This is a genomic window from Actinoplanes sp. SE50/110 (assembly GCF_900119315.1).
Taxonomy (GTDB): Bacteria; Actinomycetota; Actinomycetes; order Mycobacteriales; family Micromonosporaceae; genus Actinoplanes.
Window position 1 is genome coordinate 5,917,622 of the sequence record NZ_LT827010.1, and the last position, 22,545, is coordinate 5,940,166.

Here is a 22,545-nt window from a genome sequence, read left to right on the forward strand (position 1 = left end):
TACTACCGGGCCCGCGGCCGCACTGTCCGTTTCGAGCGCCGGCCGATTCGCCCGCCCAGGATGAGGAGCGATCCCCCGCCCGGTCCCCACCATGACCTCCACGGCCGCGTCATCGGAGGAGCACATGACCAAGCAGGCACCGCGCAGCGATCACCGGGCCGCGACCGGCCCGGGCACACCGCGGATGAGCGAGAAGGAGTACCAGCGCGAACTCCGCCACCTGCACGGCGAACTGGTCGCCATGCAGCACTGGGTGAAGACCACCGGCGCCAAGATCTGCATCGTCTTCGAGGGACGCGACACCGCCGGCAAGGGCGGCACCATCAAGGCGATCACCGAACGGGTCAGCTCCCGGGTGTTCCGGGTCGTCGCCCTGCCGGCCCCCACCGACCGGGAACGGTCCCAGGTGTACCTGCAGCGCTACGTGCCGTACCTGCCCGGTGCCGGCGACGTGGTGATCTTCGACCGCAGCTGGTACAACCGGGCCGGGGTGGAACGGGTCATGGGTTTCTGCACCGACGAACAGGCCCGGCAGTTCCTGCAGGCGGTGCCCGCCGTCGAACGCGCGATCGTGGACTCCGGCGTCATCCTGGTCAAATACTGGCTCGAGGTCAGCCCGAGGGAGCAGACCCGCCGCCTCAAGAACCGGATCGACGACCCGCGCAAGACCTGGAAGCTCTCCAGCCTCGACCTCGACTCGTACACCAGGTGGGACGCCTACTCCCGGGCCCGGGACGAGATGTTCCGGGCCACCGACACCCCGTGGGCGCCGTGGTACGTCGCCGGCACCGACGACAAGAAGCGCGCCCGGCTCAACATCCTCACCCACCTGCTCAGCCTGGTGCCCTACGAACCGATGCCGCCGCACGCCGTGAAACTCCCCCGGCGGTCGGAGAAGAACGACGACGAGCGGTCACCGGTCGCCGTCCGGCACATCCCCACCCCGTTCGGCGATCCGCCCCGGAGATGATCCGCGGCGGATGAGGACAGGACCCGCCGGACCGGGTGGACTGCAGGGGCCGGCACCGCCACTTTCGAAGGAGATGCCACCGTGTTCGACGACAACGGCTCGTTCCTCCTGGCAACCCTGGAGTTCTTCGTCTTCTGCGCCTGGTTCATGTGCCTGTTCTGGGTCTTCGGCGACCTGTTCCGCAGCCGGGACCTGGGCGGCGGCGCCAAGACGACGTGGACCGTCTTCCTGATTCTCCTGCCGATCATCGGGATGCTGACCTATCTGATCGCCCGCGGCCACGACATGTCCACCCGGGCCCTCGAAGCCCAGGCCGACGCCCGGGCCCGGCAGGACGCCTACATCCGGACGGAGGCCGGCTCGGGCACCGCCGGCCCCACCGCCACCGAACAGATCACCACGGCGAAGGAACTGCTCGACTCCGGCGCCATCGACCGGATCGAGTACGAACAGCTCAAAGCCGAGGCGCTGGGCACGAAGGCGCCCTCGACCACCGCCACCGGCTCCCACTGAGCCGGCCCGGGGCCGCCGCCGGCCACGGCGGCGGCCCTGGGCCGGTTCCGGTCAGACCCGGCTGACACGATCGCCGCATGACGGATGAGGACGACCTCGCCTTCGCGGCGGTGCGGGCCCGGGTGCGGGCCGGCGAGTGCCTGGCTCTCTACCGGCACGGGTTCTCCCTCGCGTCGTGGCTGCGGCGGTGGGTGCGGGGAGAGCTGTCCCTGCCCCTGCTGATCACCGACGAGGAGACCGGCGTCTGGCGTCACGAGACGGAGGCCGACCGGGCGACCAGGCCGGGCGGCCGTCCCGGGGCCGCGGGGACGGCCATCTGACGGCCGGCGCCCGGCCATCCGGGGTGGGCCGGATGGCCGGGTGGGCCGCTCACCCGATCCGGCGCAGGCGGGCGGCGGTCCGCTCGGGGGTGGTGTCGCTGATCCAGGCGTCCAGCACGGTCCGGGCCCGGCGCGGGCTCAGACCGCCGAACGACCCCTTCGGGGCCGACGAAAAACACACGACTTCGGTACGTCCGTTCGCGGGCCGCACCGGCCAGAGCGGATCGCCGTCGACCAGGTCCGCGGTGCCCCCGTTGCGGGGTGAGAAGGACGGGAACCGGTTCTCGAAGACGACCACGTCGTAGTCGGCCTCGGCGATCTCGGTCGGGAAGCCGCCCGGCCCGGTCGGGGCGAGCGGGTCCCGGTCGGCCGGTGGCATGAAGGTCCGGTCGTTGCGGTGCGCCGCCATCGCGATCCACTCGCCGGTCAGCGGTCGTAGCGGACCTGCGCCCCGCCCCGGAGCACCTCCTCGGCCGGTGGCAGCGGCCGGGTGTCGACCGCCTCCCGGGTGACCCCCGCGGAGACGTCGTCGAAGTAGATGATCTCCCGGCCGTCGGCCATCCGCCGCGACGTCCTGCGTACCGGGTGCTCGTCCACCCGCTCGGTCGTCACGCGGCGGCCGGTCACCCGGATCGCGTCGACGGCGAGCAGCTGGGACCCGGCGGCGACCAGCCGGTCGCGGGCCGCCGAGGGCAGCGCGACGCTGGAGACGGTGGCCAACGGCAGCAGGTGCAGGGTGAGCCGGGCGCCGGCCCGGTAGCCGGCGTCGACCAGGTTGACCTGCCAGGCCGAGCCGTCCCAGAACCGGTCGGTGACCGGTACGCCGTCGAGGCGCAGCTCCCCGGCGTCGCCGGCCCAGTCGATGCGCAGCAGGGCGTCCTGCTCGGGGTCGGCGGCCCAGTCCGGCAGGTGCAGCTCGTGGACCGCGGCGTGCTCGTCGAAGGCGGCCCGGCCGGGGGCGGAGGCACGGCCGTCGTGCTTGCCGTACGACGCGGGCACGGTGGTGGCGGCGCGTACCTCGGTGGTGGCCACGGCGACGCTGACCGGGCGGGGTGCGGGCTCGACCGGTAGGAGGGCGAAGGCTCGGACGGCCGGGTCGTAACGGCGTACCGCGGCAATCGCAGCGGTCTTGACCACGATCTTCCCGGTCGCGTCCCACTGCAGTTCGTCGTCGCTGAGCAGGAGCCGGCGGCCGCCGGCCTCGGTGACCCAGATCGAGGCGGCCGTGTCGGCCGGCAGCACCAGGATGTCGAGCGCGCCGTCGGCGGTCTCGACCCGCAGCGGCTCGGCGCCGGGCGTGTGTTCCCGATCGGAAACGGCCACCACGGCGGGGATGCCGGCCTCGGCGAGCAGCACCAGCGTGGGCACCGTGCCGGGGAGCACGGTGAGCGCCGAGGCGGTGGCCCAGTCGATCCGGACGCCGCCGACGGTCAGGCCGACCGGCCAGCGGGCCAGCGTGCCGGCCGGGATGTCCACCGGCCGGGAGGGGAATTCCACGCTCCGCTCGCCGAGGTCGACCCGGAAGCGGGCGCCGCGGTAGGTGTCGAGCGGGAAGTACGGCTGGTGCCAGGCGAGGAAGACGAAACCGCTGGTGCCGTCGCTGCGCAGCGCCCAGCGCAGGGTGGAGCTGTCCTCGACGCCGTCCGGGCGGGTCTCGGGCAGACTGGACGGCATCTCCGCGAGCTGATGACCGAAAGCGGTCAGAAAGATGTGCTGGCGGCGGAGTTCGGCGTGGCTTTCCGCGAGCACGCCGGCCTCGCCGATCGGGGCGTGGAAGTCGTAGCCCAGGCGCGGCAGATCGTTCGGGTAGCCGGTGGCGTGCGACTCCTGCATGCCGTCCGGACCGGCCGGGTTGGTGCCGCCGGCGTACATGTAGTAGCCCTGCCAGGCCGACCCGTTGCCGATCTTGCAATGCGCGATGGTGGCCACGTCGAGCGCGGTGGGCAGCGGGCGGCGGTGGTACGCGGTCGCCATCCCGCCGGCGAGCTCGCAGGTGGCGGCCGGGAACTCCGCGGACGGGGTGCGCGGGCCACCCTTGGCCGCCTCGATGTTCTGCGCGCGGCGCACGTCGGCGCCGATCCCCGGGTCGTCCCAGACGTGCGAGAAGAAGTAGTGGTCGCGGAAGTTCGGCGCCCAGGGCGAGTCCGAGTCGACCCAGAAGCCGTCACCGTAGCCGCCGTAGAGCGGCAGCACCTCCTCGTCGGGCAGCTCGGCGCTGTCCCAGGCGGTGGCGGTCCAGATCGGCGCGGCCAGGCCGGCGTCGCGGGCCATCCGCTTGAGCGTGCGCAGGTGCTCGGGGTCGGTGTACAGCTCGTTCTCGATCTGGATGCCCAGGATCTCGCGGGTGCCGATTTCGCCGCCGATCCGGTCGAACCACTCGGTGACCATCGCGAGGTAGTCGGGATCGTCGGTGCGGTGCCGGACCGGGGCCTGCTGAACCCAGTCGGGAAAACCGCCGTTGCGGCTCTCGGCGTGCACCCACGGGCCGATCCGCAGCACCACGTCGAGGCCGGTCGCGGCGGCCAGGTCGACGAACGCGGCGACGTCGAGGTTGCCGTCGAAGCGGTAGACGCCGGGGGCCGGCGAGTGGTGCAGCCAGAACAGGTAGCTGGCCACCACGGTGACACCGCCGGCCTTCATCTGGCGCAGGCGCTCGGCCCAGCGGTGCCGCGGCACCCGGCTGTAGTGCAGCTCGCCGGAGACCGGGACGACCGGGACGCCGTTCCTGGTCAGGTAGCGGTTGGTGAGGGACACGCCCGGCCGGACGTCCTCGTCGTTGCTCATCCGCGGCCGGCGCAGCGGCGTCGTCCAGGGTTGGTGGCGCACGGAGAGCGGCGCCGTCGGTTCGGGCACGAGGACCCCTCTTTCCGTTGGGACTGTAACCGGTCACAGGCTGGCAGGGCCGAACGATACACAGGCGTAACGGGTCGGAAGCAAGGGCTTGACACACGGACGTAACGCCAGCACTGTAACCGGTCACAGGCATCGACCGAGGGCCCCGCCCGGCGCGCCTATCAAGGAGGACCCATGAAGAAGACCCTTGCCCCGTTGCTGGCCACCCTGACCGCGGCGGCCCTGCTGACCATCGCCGCCTGCAGCTCGTCTGACGACAAAGCTGACGATACGACCGGCACCGGGAAGGTCGCGCTGACCTACTGGAGTTGGGCGCCGAACATGGACAAGGTCGTCGCGGCCTGGAACTCCAGCCACCCGGACATCCAGGTGACGGTCAACAAGCAGGATGGTGGCGACCCGGCCGTCACCAAGCTGCTGACCGCGATCAAGGCCGGCTCCGGCGCCCCGGACGTGATGCAGGCGGAATACCAGAAGATCCCCACTCTGGTCTCCGCCGACGCGCTCGCCGACATCGCCAAGGAGGTCGGCGGGCTCAAGGACAGGTTCCCGGCCGCCACCTGGAACAGCGTCACCCTGGGCTCGGACGCCGTCTACGGCGTCCCGCAGGACTCCGGGCCGTTGATGTTCTTCTACCGCTCGGACGTCTTCGAGAAGAATGGGCTGACCGCCCCGAAGACCTGGGACGAGTACGCCGCGGACGCCCAGAAGATCCACAAGGCGAACGCCGAGCAGTACATCGGCACCTTCTCGGCGACCGACGCGGGCCTGTTCACCGGCCTCGCCCAGCAGGCCGGCGCGTCCTGGTGGGGCGTGAACGGCCAGTCCTGGACGGTCAACGTCAACGACCCCGCCACCCAGAAGGTCGCCGCCTACTGGGGTGGCCTGGTGGAGAAGGGCGTCGTCGACAACAAGCCGATGTACACCCCGGAGTGGAACGCCGCGCTCAACGACGGCTCCCAGGTCGGCTGGGTCTCCGCGGTCTGGGCGCCGGGCGTGCTCGAGGGCAGCGCCAAGGACACCAAGGGCAAGTGGAAAGCCGCCCCGATGCCGCAGTGGGACGCCGCCAGCCCGGCGACCGGCAACTGGGGTGGCTCGGCGACCAGCGTGACCAGCCAGAGTAAGCACCCCAAGGAAGCCGCGCAGTTCGTCTCCTGGCTGAACAGCGACCCGGCCGCGATCAAGCTGCTGGCCACCACCGCCAACGTGTACCCCGCCGCGAACGACGCCACCGCCGCGCTCACCACACCGCCGGCCTTCTTCGCCGACCAGGCCGACTTCTACACGATCGCGGGTGAGGCGGCCAAGCAGACCAGGCCGTTCACCTACGGCCCGAACGTGAACGTGGCGTACTCCGCGTTCAACGACGCCTTCGGCAGGGCCGCCGAGTCGAAGAAGGCGGCCGCCTTCACCGCGTCGCTGGCCACCATCCAGAAGGCCACCGTGGACGACATGAAGAACAACGGTTTCACCGTCGCCGGCTGATCCCCCCGCCGGGGCGGGACGCTCCCCCTGCGTTCCGCCCCGGTCCTGTCCACGGAAGGTTGCGGCGATGTCGCGAACCACCTCAGTCAACCGCACCGCCGGCGTCCCGTACGCCTTCCTCGCGCCCGGCCTGCTGCTGGTCACCCTGTTCCTGGCCGCCCCGGTCGCCTACACCGGCTATCTGAGCCTGCGCAAGGTGAAGGTCAGCGGCCTCGGCCTGGGTGCCAGGTCACGCACCGAGGTGTGGGCCGGGCTGAGCAACTACGCCCGGTCGATGACCGACCCCGACTTCCTGCCCAGCGTCTACCGGATCCTCGGGTACGGCCTGATCGTGGTCCCCACCATGCTCGGCCTGGCGCTGCTGATGGCGCTGCTGCTGGACGCCGGGCGGACCCGGCCGACGATCGGCGCCTTCGCCCGGATCTCGATCTTCCTGCCCTACGCGGTACCGGCCGTCGTGGCGTCGGTGCTCTGGGGCTTCCTGTACCTGCCCCGGGTCAGCCCGTTCAGCTACGCGCTGGAGCAGGCCGGGATCCATCCCCCGGAGCTGCTCTCCTCGTCCTGGGTGCTGTACGCGGTCGCCAACGTCGCGGTCTGGGGCGGCACCGGCTTCAACATGATCGTCCTCTACACCGCACTGCGCGCCGTGCCGACCAGCCTGTACGAGTCGGCCCGGATCGACGGCGCCACCGAGTTCGCGATCGCCTGGCGGATCAAGATCCCGATCGTGCTGCCCTCGCTGATCATGACATTCGTCTTCTCGCTGATCGCGACGCTGCAGGTGTTCGCCGAGCCGATCACGCTGAAGCCGCTGAGCAACACGATCTCGTTCACCTGGACGCCGCTGATGAAGGTGTACCGGGACGCGTTCGTCCGCAACGACATCTACGCCGCGGCCGCCACCTCGGTGGTCATCGCGGTGGCCACCTTCCTGCTGTCCTTCGGCTTCCTCAAGCTCGTCGGCCGTCGCGCGTTCAACCAGGAGGACTGATGAAGACCGGTAGGATCGCCACCACCCTGCTGCTGCTCGGCGCCGCGTACTGCCTGTTCCCGGTGATCTGGGTGGTGATCGCGTCGAGCAAGAGCGCCGGGGAGCTGTTCGCCACCTTCACCCTGGCGCCGAGCACCCACCTGTTCGACAACCTGGCCGACCTGAGCGACTACCGCAACGGGCTGTACTGGCGCTGGATGGCCAACACCGCCCTGTACGCCGGGGTCGGCGCGGGTGTCTCCACATTCATCTCGGCGATGAGCGGGTACGCGCTGGCCAAGTTCGACTTCCCGGGCAAGGGCCTCGTCTTCAACGTGATCCTGGCCGGTGTCCTGGTGCCCGGGGTCATCCTGGCCATCCCGCAGTACCTGCTGCTGGCGAAGGTGGGGCTGACCAACTCCTACTGGGCGGTGCTGCTGCCCAGCTTCATCAGCCCGTACGGCATCTACCTCGCCCGGATCTTCGCGGCCGCCGCGGTGCCCGGCGAGATCCTGGAGGCGTCCCGGATCGACGGGGCGGGCGACTGGCGCACCTTCGTCCGCGTGGTCCTGCCGATGATGCGGACCGGGCTGGTCACGGTCTTCCTGTTCCAGTTCGTCGCGATCTGGAACAACTTCATGCTTCCCTACATCATGCTGGGCAACGACAAGCTGTACCCGCTCACGGTCGGCCTGAACGGGCTGCTCAACCAGGGCGCCAGCCAGCCGTCGATGTACACCTCGGTGATCACCGGCGCGCTGGTGTCGATCGTGCCGCTGATCGCCCTGTTCCTCACTCTCCAGCGGTACTGGCAGGTCGACCTGGCCGCCGGTGGCGTCAAGGCCTAGGAAACGGTGCCGACTATGATCCCGAACGTGTCGCGCAAACGCCCAACGATCCGCGATGTCGCTCGCGAGGCCGGGGTGTCCTATGCGACGGTCTCCCGGGTGCTCAACGGGCGCGACTGGGTGAGCCCGGAGGCGGTGCGCTCCGTCCAGGACGCCATCGCCCGCACCGGCTACACCACCAACCAGCACGCCCGCTCGCTGGCCACCGGCCGTTCGGGGTCGATCGCCTTCCTGCTCACCGAGCCGCAGCACCTGCTCTTCGAGGACCCGAACTTCTCGGTGCTGCTGCGCGGCGTGGCCCAGGCGCTCTCCGACCGGGAGCAGACCCTGATCCTGATGATCGCCTCCACCCAGCAGGAGCGCAGCCGCACCCTCGCGTTCCTCAACGGCGGTCACGTCGACGGCGTGCTGCTGGTCTCCCCGCACTCCGGCGACCCACTGCTCCGGCAGCTGGTGCAGGCCCAGGTCCCGATCGTGGCCTGCGGCCGGGTGCTCGGCCTGGAGGAGATGATCAGCTCGGTCTCGGCCGATGACCGGGCCGGCGCCCGCAGCGCCACCGAGCACCTGATCGCGGCCGGCCGCCGGCGGATCGCCACCATCACCGGGCCGATGGACACCTCCGGCGGTGTCGACCGGCTGGCCGGTTACACCGACGCGCTGCTGGCCCACGACCTGCCGATCGACTCGGACCTGATCGTGCACGGCGACTGGAGCCGGGAGACCGGCGCGGCCGCCATGCGCATCCTGCTGAGCCGGGCCCCGGACGTGGACGCGGTGTTCGCCGCGTCCGACGCGATCGCCGCGGCCACCCTGCCGGTGCTCCGCGACGCCGGGCGCGCGGTGCCCGGTGACGTGCGGGTGGTCGGCTTCGACGACTCCGGGCTGGCGGCCACCACCGAACCGCCGCTCAGCACGGTGCGGCAGCCGCTGGACCGGATCAGCGAGGAGATGGTCCGTCTCCTCGTCGACGTGATCAACGGCCGGACGCCGCTCTCCATCACCGTGCCCACCAGCCTCGTGCTGCGGGCTTCCTCACCGGGTTCCTGACCGGTCGGCTTCACCGGGTCCCCCACCGGGGCCGGCCTCGACCCCCTCAGGTCGGGGCCGGCCGCCACACCGATGAACGTCCCTTTGTCCACAAAGGAGCGCCATGAAATTCGCCGCACTACTGGCCGCCGCCCTCCTGCTCCCACCCACCCCGCCACACGCCGGCCTCGCCATGCACGGTGCCGACGTGTCCACCCTGCCCCGCGCCCAGGACCTCGGCGCGAAGTACTACGACAGGCACGGGCACCGGGCCGACCCGTACGAGATCCTCCAGCGGTCCGGGGTGAACTACGTCCGGCTGCGCATCTGGAACAACCCGACCAGCGGCTACAACAACCGGGCCGAGGTGGTGGCGCAGGCCCGCGAGGCCCGGCGGCACGGCCTCAAGGTGCTCATCGACTTCCACTACTCGGACACCTGGGCCGATCCGGGCAAGCAGTTCATCCCCGCCGCCTGGGCCGGTCACGACCTCGAACAACTGCAGAAGGACGTCTACGACTACACGTACGACGTGTGCCGGGCCACCCGGCCCGACAGCGTGCAGATCGGCAACGAGATCAACACCGGGCTGCTGTGGCCGGCCGGTCAGGTGGACGACAGCGACTTCGGCCCGCTCGCGTCGCTGCTCAAGGCCGGCTACACCGCGGCCAAGGCGTGCGATCCACGGACCCGGGTGCTGATCCACACCGCGGACGCCGGCAGCATCGACGCGGCGCACTGGTTCTACGACGGAATCGCGGCCCAGGGCGTGCGATGGGACGTCACGGCGCTGTCCTACTACTGCATGTGGCACGGGGACCTGACGAATCTGGCGTCGGTCCTCAACGACCTGCGCGACCGTTACGGCAGGCCGACGGTGATCGCCGAAACCGCCTACCCCTTCACCACCGACAACCACGACCACCTGGCGAACATCATCACCTCGGCGGCGCCGTGCGACGGGATTCCCGCGTCGCCGCGGGGACAGGCGGAGCAACTGCGCCGGGTGCAGGACGTGGTGCGCAAGGCCGGCGGGCTGGGCGTCTTCTACTGGGAGCCGACCTGGACCGCGGTCGACGGCAACGGCTGGGACCCCGAGGACATCCAGCATTCCGGAGACGCCTGGGAGAACATGGCGACCTTCGACTTCCACGGGCGGATCAACCCCTACATCCGCTTCTGAAGTACCCCTTCTCTCCTACCCCCGAAGGAGTTGACATGCGCAGATCCATCGGCGCCGCCATCGGAGCGGTGCTGCTGATGCTGGCGCTCTCCCCCACCCCCGCACACGCCGCCTCGCTCACCATGCTCGGCGCGGACGTCTCGTCGCTGCAGCGGACCCTCGACCTGGGCGGCAGGTACTACACCGCGGCCGGTGCGCAGGCCGACCCGTACGACATCCTGAAAGGCGCCGGCGCCAATTACCTGCGGCTGCGCGTGTGGAACAACCCGGCCGGCGGATACAACAACAAGGCCAAAGTGCTGCAGCAGGCGAAAGCCATCAAGGCCAAGGGCCTGAAACTGCTGGTCGACTTCCACTACTCGGACACCTGGGCCGATCCCGGCAAGCAGTATCCGCCGGTGGCGTGGAGCTCGCACTCGCTCAGCCGGTTGCAGACCGACGTGTACGACTACACCTACGACGTGTGCACCGCGCTGAAGTCGCAGGGCACCACGCCGGACAGCGTGCAGATCGGCAACGAGATCAACGTCGGCATGCTGTGGCCTGCCGGAAAGGTGTCGAACAACAATTTCGCGCCGGTGGCCGGCCTGCTGAAACAGGGCTACAACGCGACCAAGGCGTGCAACAGCGGCACCCAGGTGATGATTCACACGGCCGACGCGGACAGCGACGCGAACGCGCGCTGGTTCTACGACGGCATCAAGGCGCAGGGCGTGTCCTGGGACGTCACCGGGCTTTCCTACTACTGCATGTGGCACGGCACGCTGGCCAATCTGTACAACGTGATCGCCGACGTGAAATCGCGGTACGGCAAGCCCGTGGTGATCGTCGAGACGGCGTACATGTACACCACGGCCAACGCCGACAGCGAGACGAACTCGGTGCCCGGAACGACGACCTGCGACGGGCAGGCCGCCTCGAAGACCGGGCAGGGCACCGAATTCACCTGGATCCAGAACACGGCCCGCAACGCCGGAGCGATCGGCGTCTTCTACTGGGAACCGACCTGGTATGCGATCGCCGGAAACGGCTGGGACCCGGCGAACATCAACGGCACCGGCGACGGCTGGGACAACATGGCCGCTTTCGACGCCACCGGCCGGTGGAACTCCTCGGTGAAGTGGACCGCCTGACCCATCCCCGGAAAAGGTCGGCCCGGCGCTTTCCCCGGCGCCGGGCCGACCCCTTTCCTCAGCGACTCGGTGACGCCGACGGCGCGGCCGACGGGGTGCCGCTCGCCGACGGGCCCGCGGAGGGTGGGGTCGCCGAGGGCGTGACCTCCTCGTGCGGGTTGTCGCCGTCGAGGGTGGGGTCGGGGCTCGGGGACTGGAACGGGTCGGCGTCCGGGCAGTGTGGATAGCCGCGGTGCCAGCTGGTGTAGGAGTTCCCGGTCCGAGGGTCGGTACAGGTGGCGTTGCCCAGCTGGATCGGGGCGCCGGAGCTGTCGTACAGCTGGGCGTCCTGGATCGGGTGGCCCTGCGAGTCGTACACGAAGATGTCCTGGATGGCGTCCGCCGGGCCACCGCCGCTGTAACCGGACTCGACGAACGGCGTCTGGCGCAGGTCGCTGTCGAAACCGGTGAAGCCGGCCAGCGCCATCAGCACCAGGAGCGTGGTGCCGGACCACAGCGCGTACCGCGCCCAGGGCTTGTCGGGCAGCGGGCGACGGCCGAACCAGATCGAGGCGACCACGCAGCCGGCGAGCAGGGCCAGCGCCACCACGTCGCTGCCGCCGATCCGGGGCAGCAGGCCGATCGGGCCGGAGCCGTGGTCGAGCACGACGGCGAGGACCATCGCGACCAGGTAGCCGCGCAGCACCCACCAGGCCGGGCGGAGCAGGAGGAGGAACTCGCTGGCCCGCTCGTGGCCCAGCGCCGGGCCGACCCGCACGTCGGCCACGCGCAGCCCGCGCAGCACCAGGTCGCGGGTCTCGCGCAGGTTGTCCCAGCGCGGGTCGGGCTGCGGTGGCAGGGAGACGAATCCGGCCGTGGCGAGCAGTTCCGCGGCGTACGCCGCGGGGGCGCCCAGACGCTCGACCAGAGTGCCGTTGTCCTCGGCGAGCACCTCGGCGAGGTGTTCCGGGAGGTCGTCGAGCAGCTCCTCGCGGGTGGTCTCGGGCACCCCGCCCAGCGCGAGGCGCACCGCGGCGACGTAGGTGGCGATCTGGTCGGTTGCGGTGTCGTTCACGCGGTCCCCCGGTCGCGAAGCAGGTCGTCCATGATGACGGCGAAGCCGTGCCAGGTCTTGCCGTTGCGTTCCAGCTCGGCGCGGCCGGCCGCGTTCAGCGCGTAGTACTTGCGGTGCGGGCCCTCGTCGCTGGGCACCACGTACGCGTTCAGGAAGCCGTTGGCGAACAGCCGGCGCAGCGTGCCGTAGACCGACGCGTCACCGACGTCCTGCAGGCCGGCGGCGCGCAGCCGGCGCAGGATGTCGTAGCCGTAGCCGTCCTCGTCGCGCAGCACGGCGAGCACCGCGAGATCCAGCACGCCCTTGAGGAGCTGGGTCGTATCCACGCACCGCACACTACTGTGTTTTCCGAAGTACCGTCAACAACGGCATAGCAGCGTGACGAACGGGCGGCGCCGCTGATCGCGACGCCGCCCGGGGGGATCAGACGGGGACCTGCTCGCGGCGCTCCAGCGCCGCGCCCTCCACGTCCAGTTCCGGGAGCCAGCGCAGCCAGCGCGGCAGCCACCAGGCGGACCGGCCGAGCAGCGCCAGCGCGGCCGGCACCGCGATCATCCGGATGATGAACGCGTCGAACGCGATGCCCACCGCCAGGGCGAACGCGATCGGCTTGACCGTGTCGTTGCCCTGCGGGACGAACGCCGCGAAGACCGCGAACATGATCGTCGCGGCGGCCAGCACGACCGGTGCGGCCTGCCGGAACCCGGTGACGATCGCGTCCCGCGGCGACGCGCCGTGGGCGTGCGCCTCGTGCATCCGCGACACCAGGAACACCTGGTAGTCCATCGCCAGGCCGAACAGGATGCCGACGATGATGATCGGCGCGAGGCTGATGATCGGGCCGGTGGAGCCGGCGTTGACCAGACCGGACAGCCAGCCCCACTGGAACACCGCGACCGTGGCGCCGAACGCCGAACCGATCGTGAGCAGGAAGCCGAGCACCCCGACGACCGGCACCAGCAGCGACCGGAAGACCAGCACCAGCAGGACGAACGCCAGGCCGACGACGAGCGCCAGGTAGACCGGGAGGGCGGCGTTGAGCTTCTGCGACACGTCGATGCTGATCGCGGTCTGGCCGGTCACGTACACCTTGGCGCCGGCACTGTCGGCCACCTCGTCCCGGATCCGGTGCACCAGGTCGACCGTCTTCTGATCCTCGGCGCCCGAGCCCGGGATCACCGTGATCAGTGCCGCCGACTGCTTCGGGTCAGGCCGCGGCGGGGTGGCCAGGGCCACGTCCGGCAGGGTGCTGATCTGCTTCTGCACGGTCGCCGCGTACGGCACCGCCTGCGGGCCGTCGATCAGGATCAGCAGCGGACCGCTGACGCCCGGGCCGAACCGCTGGTCGATGATGGCGTCCGCTTTGGCCTGGGTGCTGCCCTCCGGCGACCGCTGAGCGAGGGTGGTCTGCATTTTGAAGAACGGCAACGCCACCACGGCGAGCGCGAGCACGGCCAGCAGCAGGCTCGTCACCCGCTTGCGGGTGACGGTGTTCGCCCAGCCCCGGATGAAGCCGCGGCCCTCCGCCAGGTGGTCGGTCGTCGGCGGCAGGTCGCGCAGCCTGCGCGGCAGCGCCCGCTTGCCGATGAACCCCAGGATCGCCGGGACCAGGGTGATCGCCACCAGCACGGCGACCACGATGGTGGCCGAGGCGGCCAGGCCCATCTCGGTGAGGAACGGGATGCCGACCACGGACAGGCCGGCCAGCGCGATCACCACGGTCAGGCCGGCGGTCACCACGGCCGAACCGGCGGTGCCCACCGCGTACGCCGCGGCCGACTCGACGTCCCGGCCGGCGCGGAGCTCGTGGCGGAACCGGGTGACGATGAACAGCGCGTAGTCGATGCCGACCGCCAGGCCGAGCATCACCGCCAGGATCGGGGTGGTCGACTGCAGCTGGACGAAACCGGACAACGTGGTGATGCCGGCGACGCCGATGCCCACCCCGACGATCGCGGTCAGCAGGTTCATCCCGGCCGCCACCAGCGAGCCGTAGCTGAGTGCCAGCACGATCAGCGCGACGATCACGCCGATGCCCTCGGACGCGCCGCCGATGTCGGCCGCGTTGCTCAGCGCCTCGCCGCGCGCCTCGACAATCAGGCCGCCGGTTTTGGCCTGGGCCAGGGCCGCCGTGATCGCCGACCGCTCGTCGTCGGTCACCTCGGACGGCTGCACGCCGTACGTGACGGTGGTCAGCGCCGTGCTCAGATCCCGCGAGACCGACGGGTTCTGCTGGTCGAACGGGTTGCTCACGGCGACCACGCCGGGCAGCTTGCCGAACGCCGTGACCGACTGGGTGACCTGGTTGACGATCACCGGGTCGGTGATCTTCTGCCCGGCCGGGGTCTCGAACACCACCTGCACGGTGGCGCCCGCCGAGGCGTCGCCGAACCGCTGCTTCATCAGGTCGAGCGCGGTGGTCGACTCCTGCCCGGGGATGCGGAACGTGTTGACGGTCTCGCCGGACAGCCTGACCGCGCCGAAGGCCACGGCCACCAGGGCGAGCAACCAGGCGACGGTGACCACGATGCGATGCCGTGCGGCGCCGAGGCCGAGGCGGTGCAGCAGCGTTGCCATGGGTTTCCCTTGTCTTGGGTCAGAGGGTGGAGGGGTGCCCGAGCGCGCCGTAGGCGACGTCGACGAGCGTGGTGACCGCGTCCGGGGTGAGACAGTCGCGCAGGGCGACGCTGGCCACCGCGAGCGCGCCGAGCGCGCCGATCACCCGGACCGAGCGGACCGGGTCGGCGAGCGCGCCCGCCCCGCCCAGCGCGGCACCGGTGAACGGCTCGTCGCCGAACGCCGCGGCGACCTGCTCGCCGATCGTCTGCAGGGCCACGCCGAACTCGCTCTCCGGCTCGGCGAGCAGGCAGGACAGCAGCAGCGCCACGGCGCCGGGCTGATCCCGCGCGAGCTGGGCCACCCCGGTGATCACCATCCGGTCGCGCTCCGGACCGGTCGGCAGCGGGGCGGCGCCCGCCGCGACCTCCCGGAGCTGCCCCACGCAGCGCTCGATGACGGCCGCCTGCAGCGCCTCCTTGGTCGGGAAGCGGTGCAGCAGGCCGGTCTTGGAGTAGCCCACCGCGTCGGCGATGCGCTGCACCGACGTCTCCCGGAAACCGTGCCGGGCGAACAGACCGGCCGCGGCGTCGAGGATCTCGTCGTCGATCTGCTGCTTGGTGGGGCGGGGCATAGGACCAGCCTAGACCTTTCCGGACCATCGTGGTCGGTGATGGACCGTGGTGGTCCCCACATCCGGTTGCTCCCGATCGGCACCTGATCCGCACCCACCGCGGTACCCGGCCCGCCGATCAGGAAACCGTGGAGCTACCCCGCTGGGTGGAGACGATCCTGCGCGCCCGCCGCTACGGCGCCGCCGTCCTCGCCGCCCTCCTCGCGCTGCTGGTCTGGGACATGCCGCTGGATCTCGGCGACTTCGCCGGATACGGGCAGCGGCTGCTCGACGGGCGGCTGGACGGTGTCTACGACTCCGGCTGGAACCAGGCCGGGCCGCTGCAACTGCTGATCAGCCGGGCGCTGATGATCGGCGGAACGCACGGGATGCCGGCCCGAGCCGTGGTGATCGCGGTCAACGTGGGGCTGGTACTCGCGGCGATGACGCTGTGCGGGCGGCTCACCCCGGACCGGGGGCGGCGGCGCGCCGTGCGGGAGACCGCGACCGGATTGCTCGTGCTGCTCTGGATGCTGGTGCCGGTCCCGTGGTACGGACATCCCGCTGAGCTTGCCGTCCCGGGGCTGTGGGCGTACGCAAGCCTCTGTCAGAAGCGACAACGGACCGTGACCGCGGCCGCGCTCCTGGGTCTCGCGGTCGCCATCGCCCCCTGGGCGGTGCTGGGCTTTCCCTGCCTGCTGGCGGTCAGCGGGCCGGTGCGCGCGCTGCGGACCTGGGTGCTGGGCGGCCTCGCGGGCATCGCCACCTACCTGCCGTTCGTGCTGGCCGGACACTTCGCGATGTTCCGCCACGTCTGGCACGTCGACAACGACACCCTGGTCAAGATCCTCCTGCCCGGGATGCCGGACGTGACCTGGGAGATGCGCCTGATCCAGGCGGTGCTGGTGGCCGGCGGCTGCGCCGCGGTGGCCTGGTGGTGCCGCGGGCAGCGGCTCGCCTACGCGGTGGCGCCGGCGACCGCACTGCTGGTCCGGGTGTTCAGCGATCCGGTGACGCTGCGCTACTACTGGGGGCCGATCGCGGTGGCCACGGTGCTGGCCTTCATCCTGGTCGAACAGCCGCGCAGACAGGCGCTGGCCCTGCTGCTGGGGTATGCGGCGGCGTTCGCGGCGCTGGCGACCCGGCAGGTCACCGGGTCGGCGGCCTGCCTGGTGCTGCTCGTCGCGCTGGTCAGCGTGCGCCCGGTCGCGCGGGCCCGGCCGGCCGACACCCTGCTGACACCGGCGGTGTGATGGAGTGGGGCCATGTCCGCGGATCTGGTCCTCACCAACGGTCGCGTCTTCACCGCCGACCCGGCGCGCGGTCCGGCCACCACGGTCGCGGTCCGCGCCGGGCGGGTGGTGGCGGTCGGCGCCGACGACGTGCGCGAGCTGACCGGGCCCGCCACCACGACGGTCGACCTGGCCGGGCGGCTCCTGCTGCCCGGCTTCCAGGACGCGCACGTGCACGCCGTGATGGGCGGCGTCGAGCTCGGCCAGTGCGACCTGACCGGCGCCCCCGACCTCGACGCCTGCCTGCGGCGCATCCGGGATCATGCCGACGCCCACCCGGAGCTGCCCTGGATCACCGGCGGCGGCTGGGCCATGGAGGTCTTCCCCGGCGGCGTCCCCGACCGCGAGCCGCTCGATCGGGTCGTGCCCGACCGGCCGGTCTACCTGATCAACCGCGACCACCACGGCGCCTGGGTCAACAGCCGCGCCCTGGCGCTCGCCGGCATCGACGCCGCCACCCCCGATCCGGCCGACGGGCGCATCGACCGGCGCCCCGGCGGCGCCCCCGCCGGCGGCCTGCAGGAGGGCGCCATGCAGCTGGTCGCCCGGCTGCTGCCCGCGGTCACCCCGGCCGAGCGGCTGGCCGGTCTGCTGCGCGCCCAGACCCTGCTGCACTCGCTCGGCATCACCGCCTGGCAGGACGCGATGCTCTGCGCCACCAACGGCTACCCGGACGTCTCCGACGCCTATCTCGCCGCCGCCACCACCGGGCAGCTCACCGCCACCGTCGTCGGCGCCCTGTGGTGGGACCGCGACCGCGGCGCCGAGCAGATCCCCGAACTGCTCGCCAACCGCGACCGGCACACCGTCGGCCGGCTGCGCTGCGACAGCGTGAAACTGATGCTCGACGGCGTCGCGGAGAACTTCACCGCCGCGATGACCAGCCCCTACCGCGACTCCTGCGGCCGCACCACCGCGAACACCGGCCTGTCCTTCATCGACCCGGCCGCCCTGCGATCCCATGTCACCGAGCTCGACGCGCACGGCTTCCAGGTCCACTTCCACGCCCTCGGCGACCGCGCCGTCCGCGAGGCCCTCGACGCCGTCGAGGCGGCCCGCACGGCGAACGGTTTCCGCGACACCCGCCCGCATCTCGCCCACCTGCAGGTGGTGCACCCGGACGACATCCCGCGTTTCCGGGCGCTGGGCGCCGCGGCCAACCTGCAGCCGTTCTGGGCGTCGCACGAGCCGCAGATGGACGACCTGACCATCCCGTTCCTCGACCCGGCGCTGGCCGCCCGGCAGTATCCGTTCGGCGACCTGCAGCGAGCAGGGGTCCACCTGGCCTGCGGCAGCGACTGGCCGGTGAGCACGCCGGACCCGCTGCAGGGCATCCACGTGGCGGTCAACCGGGTGCATCACGGGGCGGGCCATCCACCGTTCCTGCCGGACCAGCGGCTCGACCTCGCGACCGCGCTGACCGCCTACACCGCCGGGGCCGCCTTCGTGAACCGTCTCGACGACACCGGGGTCATCCGGGCCGGCGCCCGGGCCGATCTGGTGGTCCTCGACCGCGACCCGTTCGCGGGTCGACCGGAGGAGATCGGCGCGGCCTCGGTCGCCATGACCTTCATCGACGGACGGCTTGTCCACGCCGCCGGACGGAAATGACGGTGGTGAGGGCGCTCCGGCCGGGCCGGAGCGCCGGGTGCCGGCTCAGGACATCGAGGTGATGAGGACGACCGCATCGGCGGGCACCGTGACCGGACGGCCACCGTCGAACGAGCCGAGGAAGGTGCCGGCCGGCACCGGGAACCCGTCGGCGTCGACCGGACCCGGCGGATTCGCGGCTGCCTGGTACAGGTAGCGGTGGAAGGTCACCTTGCCGGTCGGCGCGGTCATCGGCACGGTGACCGCTGTCGTGCCGCGGTTCACCAGCACGAACGTCCAGCCTCCGGAGCCGGGCGCCTGGGCCTGCAGCAGGCGCAGGCCGGGCTGCTGGGCAGGGGCGTAGAGGGTGGATCCGGCCGGCAGATACCGGCAGAGCAGGCTCCAGGTATAGAACCAGGGCCGCAGCGCGGTGGTGGCCTCGGTGGTCCCCTCGTGGTCCCACATCCCGCACTGCACGGCCGCGGCGTAGCCGTCCAGGCACCATGCCATCGCGCCGTCGACACCGGCGCGGACCTCCTGCACGGCGAGGTCCGCCATCCGGACGCCGTGCTCCGGCTCGTCGGTGAACGCGTAGTCCTTGCCGTCGGTGGACTTCGGCGCCTTCATCCCGGTCTCGCCGAGGATCACCGGCACGCCGGGCGCGGCCGCCCGCACCTGCCGGACCGCCTCGCGCAGCGTCGCCTCCGGATACTCCTGCAGCTGCTGCACCGGATAGCCCGCGTCGGCGAGGTCCAGCTCGTGGGCGTAGAAGTGGGTCTGCAGCCCGGACACCAGTGACGAGCCGGCAGCCTCCAGCCACCAGTCGTCGGTGGGCGCCCCCTGCAGGTGGGTCCAGCCGGAACTGTGCGACGTCGCGTGGCTCCAGTCGTTCATCGGATCCGCGACGGTGCCGCCGGCGCCGGTGGTCATGGTGAGCGAAGCCAGCGCCCGCTCGGTGCCGGCGTGCGCGGGCAGCGTGATCCGCAGATAGTCGGTGCCGGCCGCCAGCGGGGCGCCGTTGCGCACCTCGTAGCGGTACCACGGGTTGGTGGCGACCGTCTTGACCGGCGCGGACTGCACCAGGCTCGCCGGGTCGAGCTGCGCCCAGGACGATCCGTCGCGGGAGGTGTAGAACTTCCAGTCGGCCGCGCCGGTGTCCGGGCTGACGTAGAACGTGGCGTCGAAACCGGCCAGCCCGTCCGCCCGCCACACCGCGTTCTGTCCGGTGGCGGCCGCGCCGCCGGTCACCGACTCCAGCCCCAGGTCACCGTCCTGGCCGGAGATGGTGGCCTCGGCGGTGTCGGGCCCGCCGAGCAGGGTCACCGGAAGGTTCTCGGCGGCGAAGGCGGCGCGCAGATTGGTGGTCGCGGTGACCCAGTCGGCGTACGAATAGTTCTTGGCCTCGTTCTTGACGTTCGGCTCGTTGACGCCGGTGTAGCGGACGATGTTGGTGTACGCGTCGGTCACGTACAGCCGGCGCATCAGGTCCGCCTGCACCGTGGCGGTCTCGGTCGCGGTGTACGGGTTCACGGCGCTCGACGGTTGCACTCCCCACAGCCCGAGCTGGACCCGGGTGCCGAGGGACCGGTAGTGCGTGAGGACCTGGTACAGATTCGTCATCTGCACACTCGCCCACTCGTACCGGCCGGCCACACCGGTGGGGTTGAACCAGTCGCGGTTGAGCATCACCCGCACGATCGGCGGCCGGATGAAGGTGGTCCGCTCCGTCATCCGCTGGAACGCCCGCGGGTCCCAGGGAGTCGGTGTGCCGGTGCCACCGGCGTACTGCGGGTCCTGGTTGTAGCCGAAGCCGATCCAGGTGCCGGCGACCGGTTCGGCGGGGCTCCGGGCGGCTCCGGCCGGGGCCGGTGGGCCGGCGGCGACCAGGGTCAGGGCCGTCAGGGCCAGCGGAAGCAGACGGTTGCGCACGTGTTCTCCTTCGGTCGTGAGCGGACGCGCCGGCCGGCGCACCGACCGGAGTAGACCGACTCTCGGTAACCGGAGCGTTCACGCAATGCAAGGGCGAGGTAAGGGCAATCCTCAGTGGACCGTCGATCGCACCGATCCGGGTCTACCTGCCGACATGTCGCTGCCCGGCCGGCCGGACGGTCATGCGGTCGGCAGCGGTCAAGGACAGACCATCACGGTGTACGAGGTGGTGCCGACGTGGTGGCCTTCGGCGACGACGGGGTGTGGACCGCCCCGGGGCAACGGCGACGGCACCTTCCGCTCCCCCGCTTCGTGGTCGACGACCTGGGCTTCGACGCCGGGGGCTGGCGGGTCGATCGGCACCCCCGGTTCGTGGCCGACCTGACCGGCTTCGGCAACGACGGCCCTGGATGACGGCAGCGAACTCGTCGTCGAGGCTGATCAGCTTCGGCCACACCCGGACGGCGGCTACACGGTCATCCGAGGCGGACATCCACCGACCGCCGACCCATGATCTCCGCAGGGCCGGGTGGCCGGCGCCCGCACCGCTGCCGCCGAGGCCGGACCGCCGGCGTCAGTCGGTCTCGATGGTGACGTAGTCGAGGTCGCCGGCGAAGTAGTCGCAGCCCACCGCCCGCTGGTCGCAGTCGAGTTTCCCGCCGATGGTCAGTGGCCAGTTGTTGCTGATGGCGCCGGTCCAGCCTTGCCGCCCGGCCACCCGCCGGCCGTCGATGGCGAGGGCGACGCCGCTGCTCACCCGGACGCAGGTGATCACGTGCCAGGCGCCGTCGTTGATGGCGTCGGGGGCGTCGGCCTCGAGGACGCCGCGGTCGCCGCGGAACGAGCATTGCACGTGGCCGTTGGGGATCTGCAGTTTGAAGTTGCCGCCGGTGGTGGTGGACTGGCCTTTCTGGATGATGTTGCCGAAGTGGTTGACGGTCCGCAGCCGCATGGTGACGGCGAAATCCCGCACGCCGGGATTGAGGAGGCCGCCGCTGGACACCACGACCAGGTGGCCCGGGTGGGGTGGCGGGGTGTCGGGTTCGAGGCGGTCGAACCGGTAGCCGGTGGCCCCGTTCACGGCGGTGTCGACGCCGACCTCGTCGCCGATCTGTCCGTCCAGTCCGTTTCCACTGCTGTCGGACATCCGGGTGGCGCCGGCCGGCTCGTTCATCGGCCAGTAGGCGAGGGTGACCGGAGCCGCGGCGTGTGCCGCCGTAGGCGTTCCGGCTAGCAGGGTTGTCGCGGTGAGCAGCGTGGCGAGGCGTCGCATCGGTGTCCTAGAGGGGCGTCGGAACGGCTTTATCGGAGCCTAAACGGGAGCAAAGCCGCAAATGCCGACATCCTCGCAATTCACCATCCGCAGTGTCCTCTCGGACCCTCGCTAACTGCCCGTTCAGCTTGGTAGCATCCCCGCCGATCATGGTTGAACCCCCTCCTCGGCCATGGCGCTCCGGACCCCCTCCCCCGGAGCCGAACCACTGACTCAGATAAGGATCGTGGCGAAGTGCTTCTCAACGGGACTGACGGTGAGACCTCGGAGCACAAGGTGATCGCGCCCAACCCGGGCCTGCCGAACCAGGCGCTGCAGGTCCTCGCCCTGGCGCAGCGCACCGCCGAGGAGCACGTGGCGAGCGCGCAGCACCACGCGGACAAGATCCGCACGGACGCCCTGGCGGCGGCAGAGCAGATCGCCCGGGACGCGCAGTCGCACGCCGGCACCGTGCGGCAGGAGGCCGATCGGGTGCTCGCCGAGGCCCGCGCCGCCGCCGAGACCATGGCGCGGGAGGCCCAGGCGCGCGCCGAGGAGGCCCGCCGCGCCGCCGACAAGATCGTCACGGATGCCCGGCAGCGCGCCGAGCAGATCGGCGCGGACGCCCTGCACGGCGCCGAGCAGTTGAAGCTGCAGGCCCAGCAGCGCTACGACGACGTGGTCGGCAGCCTGGGCGCCAAGCGCGAGGCGCTGCAGCAGCAGATCGAGGCCCTGGAGAACTTTGACCGGGAGTACCGCGGCCGCCTCACCCAGTTCATGCAGGGCCAGCTGCGCGCGCTCTGGGCGGACGCCCCGCAGGTCACCGCCGAGGTGATCGAGGAGGAGCCGATCGCCGAGGAGATCGAGGCCGCCCCGCGTCGCGGGCACCACGCGCACCAGCCGGAGGCCGACGCCGAGGCCGACGAGGACCGCTGACCCGGCGCCAGGCAGCAGGAAA

21 protein-coding genes are annotated in these 22,545 nt (G+C 71.3%); 13 read left to right on the forward strand and 8 right to left on the reverse strand.

The genetic code is table 11. The annotated features are described in order from the left end of the window. Window positions 1-124: 124 nt before the first annotated feature. From ppk2 to ACSP50_RS26535, 3 genes are all read left to right on the forward strand, one after another. A complete protein-coding gene (gene ppk2, locus ACSP50_RS26525) occupies window positions 125-970 on the forward strand; it encodes a polyphosphate kinase 2 (RefSeq protein WP_014692378.1) in 846 nt (281 codons plus the stop codon). 81 nt (window positions 971-1,051) lie between these two features. Further along, the gene (locus ACSP50_RS26530; protein WP_014692379.1) at window positions 1,052-1,483 is read left to right on the forward strand and encodes an SHOCT domain-containing protein; all 432 of its coding nucleotides are present in this window, start codon (window positions 1,052-1,054) and stop codon (window positions 1,481-1,483) included. 77 nt (window positions 1,484-1,560) lie between these two features. Beyond that, on the forward strand, window positions 1,561-1,803 hold the full coding sequence (locus ACSP50_RS26535; protein WP_014692380.1) for a hypothetical protein: 243 nt from the start codon (window positions 1,561-1,563) through the stop codon (window positions 1,801-1,803). Between the two features lie 49 nt (window positions 1,804-1,852). Here the strand turns inward: ACSP50_RS26535 and ACSP50_RS26540 are convergent, their stop codons facing one another. Beyond that, complete coding sequence (locus ACSP50_RS26540) at window positions 1,853-2,212, reverse strand: UDP-glucose--hexose-1-phosphate uridylyltransferase (protein ID WP_014692381.1); 360 nt, start codon at window positions 2,210-2,212, stop codon at window positions 1,853-1,855. Between the two features lie 17 nt (window positions 2,213-2,229). After that, window positions 2,230-4,656, reverse strand: a complete 2,427-nt coding sequence (locus ACSP50_RS26545) for a beta-galactosidase (protein ID WP_014692382.1) — start codon at window positions 4,654-4,656, stop codon at window positions 2,230-2,232. Window positions 4,657-4,830: 174 nt separating this feature from the next. Here ACSP50_RS26545 and ACSP50_RS26550 point away from each other — a divergent pair, with 174 nt between their 5' ends. From ACSP50_RS26550 to ACSP50_RS26575, 6 genes are all read left to right on the forward strand, one after another. Then, on the forward strand, window positions 4,831-6,141 hold the full coding sequence (locus ACSP50_RS26550) for an ABC transporter substrate-binding protein (protein ID WP_014692383.1): 1,311 nt from the start codon (window positions 4,831-4,833) through the stop codon (window positions 6,139-6,141). A gap of 67 nt (window positions 6,142-6,208) precedes the next feature. Next, window positions 6,209-7,132 carry a carbohydrate ABC transporter permease gene (locus tag ACSP50_RS26555; RefSeq protein WP_014692384.1) on the forward strand — a complete coding sequence of 308 codons (924 nt, stop codon included), beginning with the start codon at window positions 6,209-6,211 and terminating at the stop codon, window positions 7,130-7,132. Beyond that, complete coding sequence (locus ACSP50_RS26560) at window positions 7,132-7,959, forward strand: carbohydrate ABC transporter permease (protein ID WP_014692385.1); 828 nt, start codon at window positions 7,132-7,134, stop codon at window positions 7,957-7,959. The genes ACSP50_RS26555 and ACSP50_RS26560 overlap by 1 nt, the downstream gene beginning before the upstream one ends. A gap of 27 nt (window positions 7,960-7,986) precedes the next feature. Next, a complete protein-coding gene (locus ACSP50_RS26565) occupies window positions 7,987-9,006 on the forward strand; it encodes a LacI family DNA-binding transcriptional regulator (protein WP_231956721.1) in 1,020 nt (339 codons plus the stop codon). A gap of 103 nt (window positions 9,007-9,109) precedes the next feature. Further along, window positions 9,110-10,168 carry a glycosyl hydrolase 53 family protein gene (locus ACSP50_RS26570; RefSeq protein WP_014692387.1) on the forward strand — a complete coding sequence of 353 codons (1,059 nt, stop codon included), beginning with the start codon at window positions 9,110-9,112 and terminating at the stop codon, window positions 10,166-10,168. Between the two features lie 35 nt (window positions 10,169-10,203). Further along, a complete protein-coding gene (locus tag ACSP50_RS26575; RefSeq protein WP_014692388.1) occupies window positions 10,204-11,301 on the forward strand; it encodes a glycosyl hydrolase 53 family protein in 1,098 nt (365 codons plus the stop codon). A gap of 58 nt (window positions 11,302-11,359) precedes the next feature. Here the strand turns inward: ACSP50_RS26575 and ACSP50_RS26580 are convergent, their stop codons facing one another. From ACSP50_RS26580 to ACSP50_RS26595, 4 genes are all read right to left on the reverse strand, one after another. Next, window positions 11,360-12,355: a hypothetical protein gene (locus tag ACSP50_RS26580; RefSeq protein WP_014692389.1), complete on the reverse strand. Its 996-nt coding sequence runs from the start codon at window positions 12,353-12,355 to the stop codon at window positions 11,360-11,362. Next, window positions 12,352-12,681, reverse strand: coding sequence for a PadR family transcriptional regulator (locus tag ACSP50_RS26585; protein WP_080128020.1), 330 nt, complete (start codon window positions 12,679-12,681; stop codon window positions 12,352-12,354). The genes ACSP50_RS26580 and ACSP50_RS26585 overlap by 4 nt, the downstream gene beginning before the upstream one ends. A gap of 97 nt (window positions 12,682-12,778) precedes the next feature. Then, window positions 12,779-14,932: an MMPL family transporter gene (locus ACSP50_RS26590; protein WP_014692391.1), complete on the reverse strand. Its 2,154-nt coding sequence runs from the start codon at window positions 14,930-14,932 to the stop codon at window positions 12,779-12,781. 19 nt (window positions 14,933-14,951) lie between these two features. Beyond that, complete coding sequence (locus tag ACSP50_RS26595; RefSeq protein ID WP_014692392.1) at window positions 14,952-15,545, reverse strand: TetR/AcrR family transcriptional regulator; 594 nt, start codon at window positions 15,543-15,545, stop codon at window positions 14,952-14,954. Window positions 15,546-15,673: 128 nt separating this feature from the next. Here ACSP50_RS26595 and ACSP50_RS26600 point away from each other — a divergent pair, with 128 nt between their 5' ends. Then, window positions 15,674-16,777 (forward strand): hypothetical protein, encoded by a 1,104-nt coding sequence (locus ACSP50_RS26600; RefSeq protein ID WP_014692393.1) that lies wholly within the window; start codon window positions 15,674-15,676, stop codon window positions 16,775-16,777. 12 nt (window positions 16,778-16,789) lie between these two features. Further along, the gene (locus ACSP50_RS26605) at window positions 16,790-18,427 is read left to right on the forward strand and encodes an amidohydrolase (RefSeq protein WP_014692394.1); all 1,638 of its coding nucleotides are present in this window, start codon (window positions 16,790-16,792) and stop codon (window positions 18,425-18,427) included. 45 nt (window positions 18,428-18,472) lie between these two features. On the opposite strand, the gene ACSP50_RS26610 is transcribed toward ACSP50_RS26605, so the two are convergent. Continuing rightward, window positions 18,473-20,335, reverse strand: a complete 1,863-nt coding sequence (locus tag ACSP50_RS26610) for a hypothetical protein (protein WP_014692395.1) — start codon at window positions 20,333-20,335, stop codon at window positions 18,473-18,475. Between the two features lie 237 nt (window positions 20,336-20,572). On the opposite strand from ACSP50_RS26610, the gene ACSP50_RS42305 reads away from it, so the two are divergent. Continuing rightward, window positions 20,573-20,749, forward strand: a complete 177-nt coding sequence (locus ACSP50_RS42305) for a hypothetical protein (protein WP_014692396.1) — start codon at window positions 20,573-20,575, stop codon at window positions 20,747-20,749. Between the two features lie 160 nt (window positions 20,750-20,909). On the opposite strand, the gene ACSP50_RS26615 is transcribed toward ACSP50_RS42305, so the two are convergent. Then, complete coding sequence (locus tag ACSP50_RS26615) at window positions 20,910-21,608, reverse strand: laminin G domain-containing protein (protein WP_014692397.1); 699 nt, start codon at window positions 21,606-21,608, stop codon at window positions 20,910-20,912. 234 nt (window positions 21,609-21,842) lie between these two features. On the opposite strand from ACSP50_RS26615, the gene ACSP50_RS26620 reads away from it, so the two are divergent. After that, window positions 21,843-22,523, forward strand: coding sequence for a Major vault protein (locus ACSP50_RS26620; RefSeq protein ID WP_014692398.1), 681 nt, complete (start codon window positions 21,843-21,845; stop codon window positions 22,521-22,523). The last annotated feature ends 22 nt before the right edge of the window (window positions 22,524-22,545 follow it).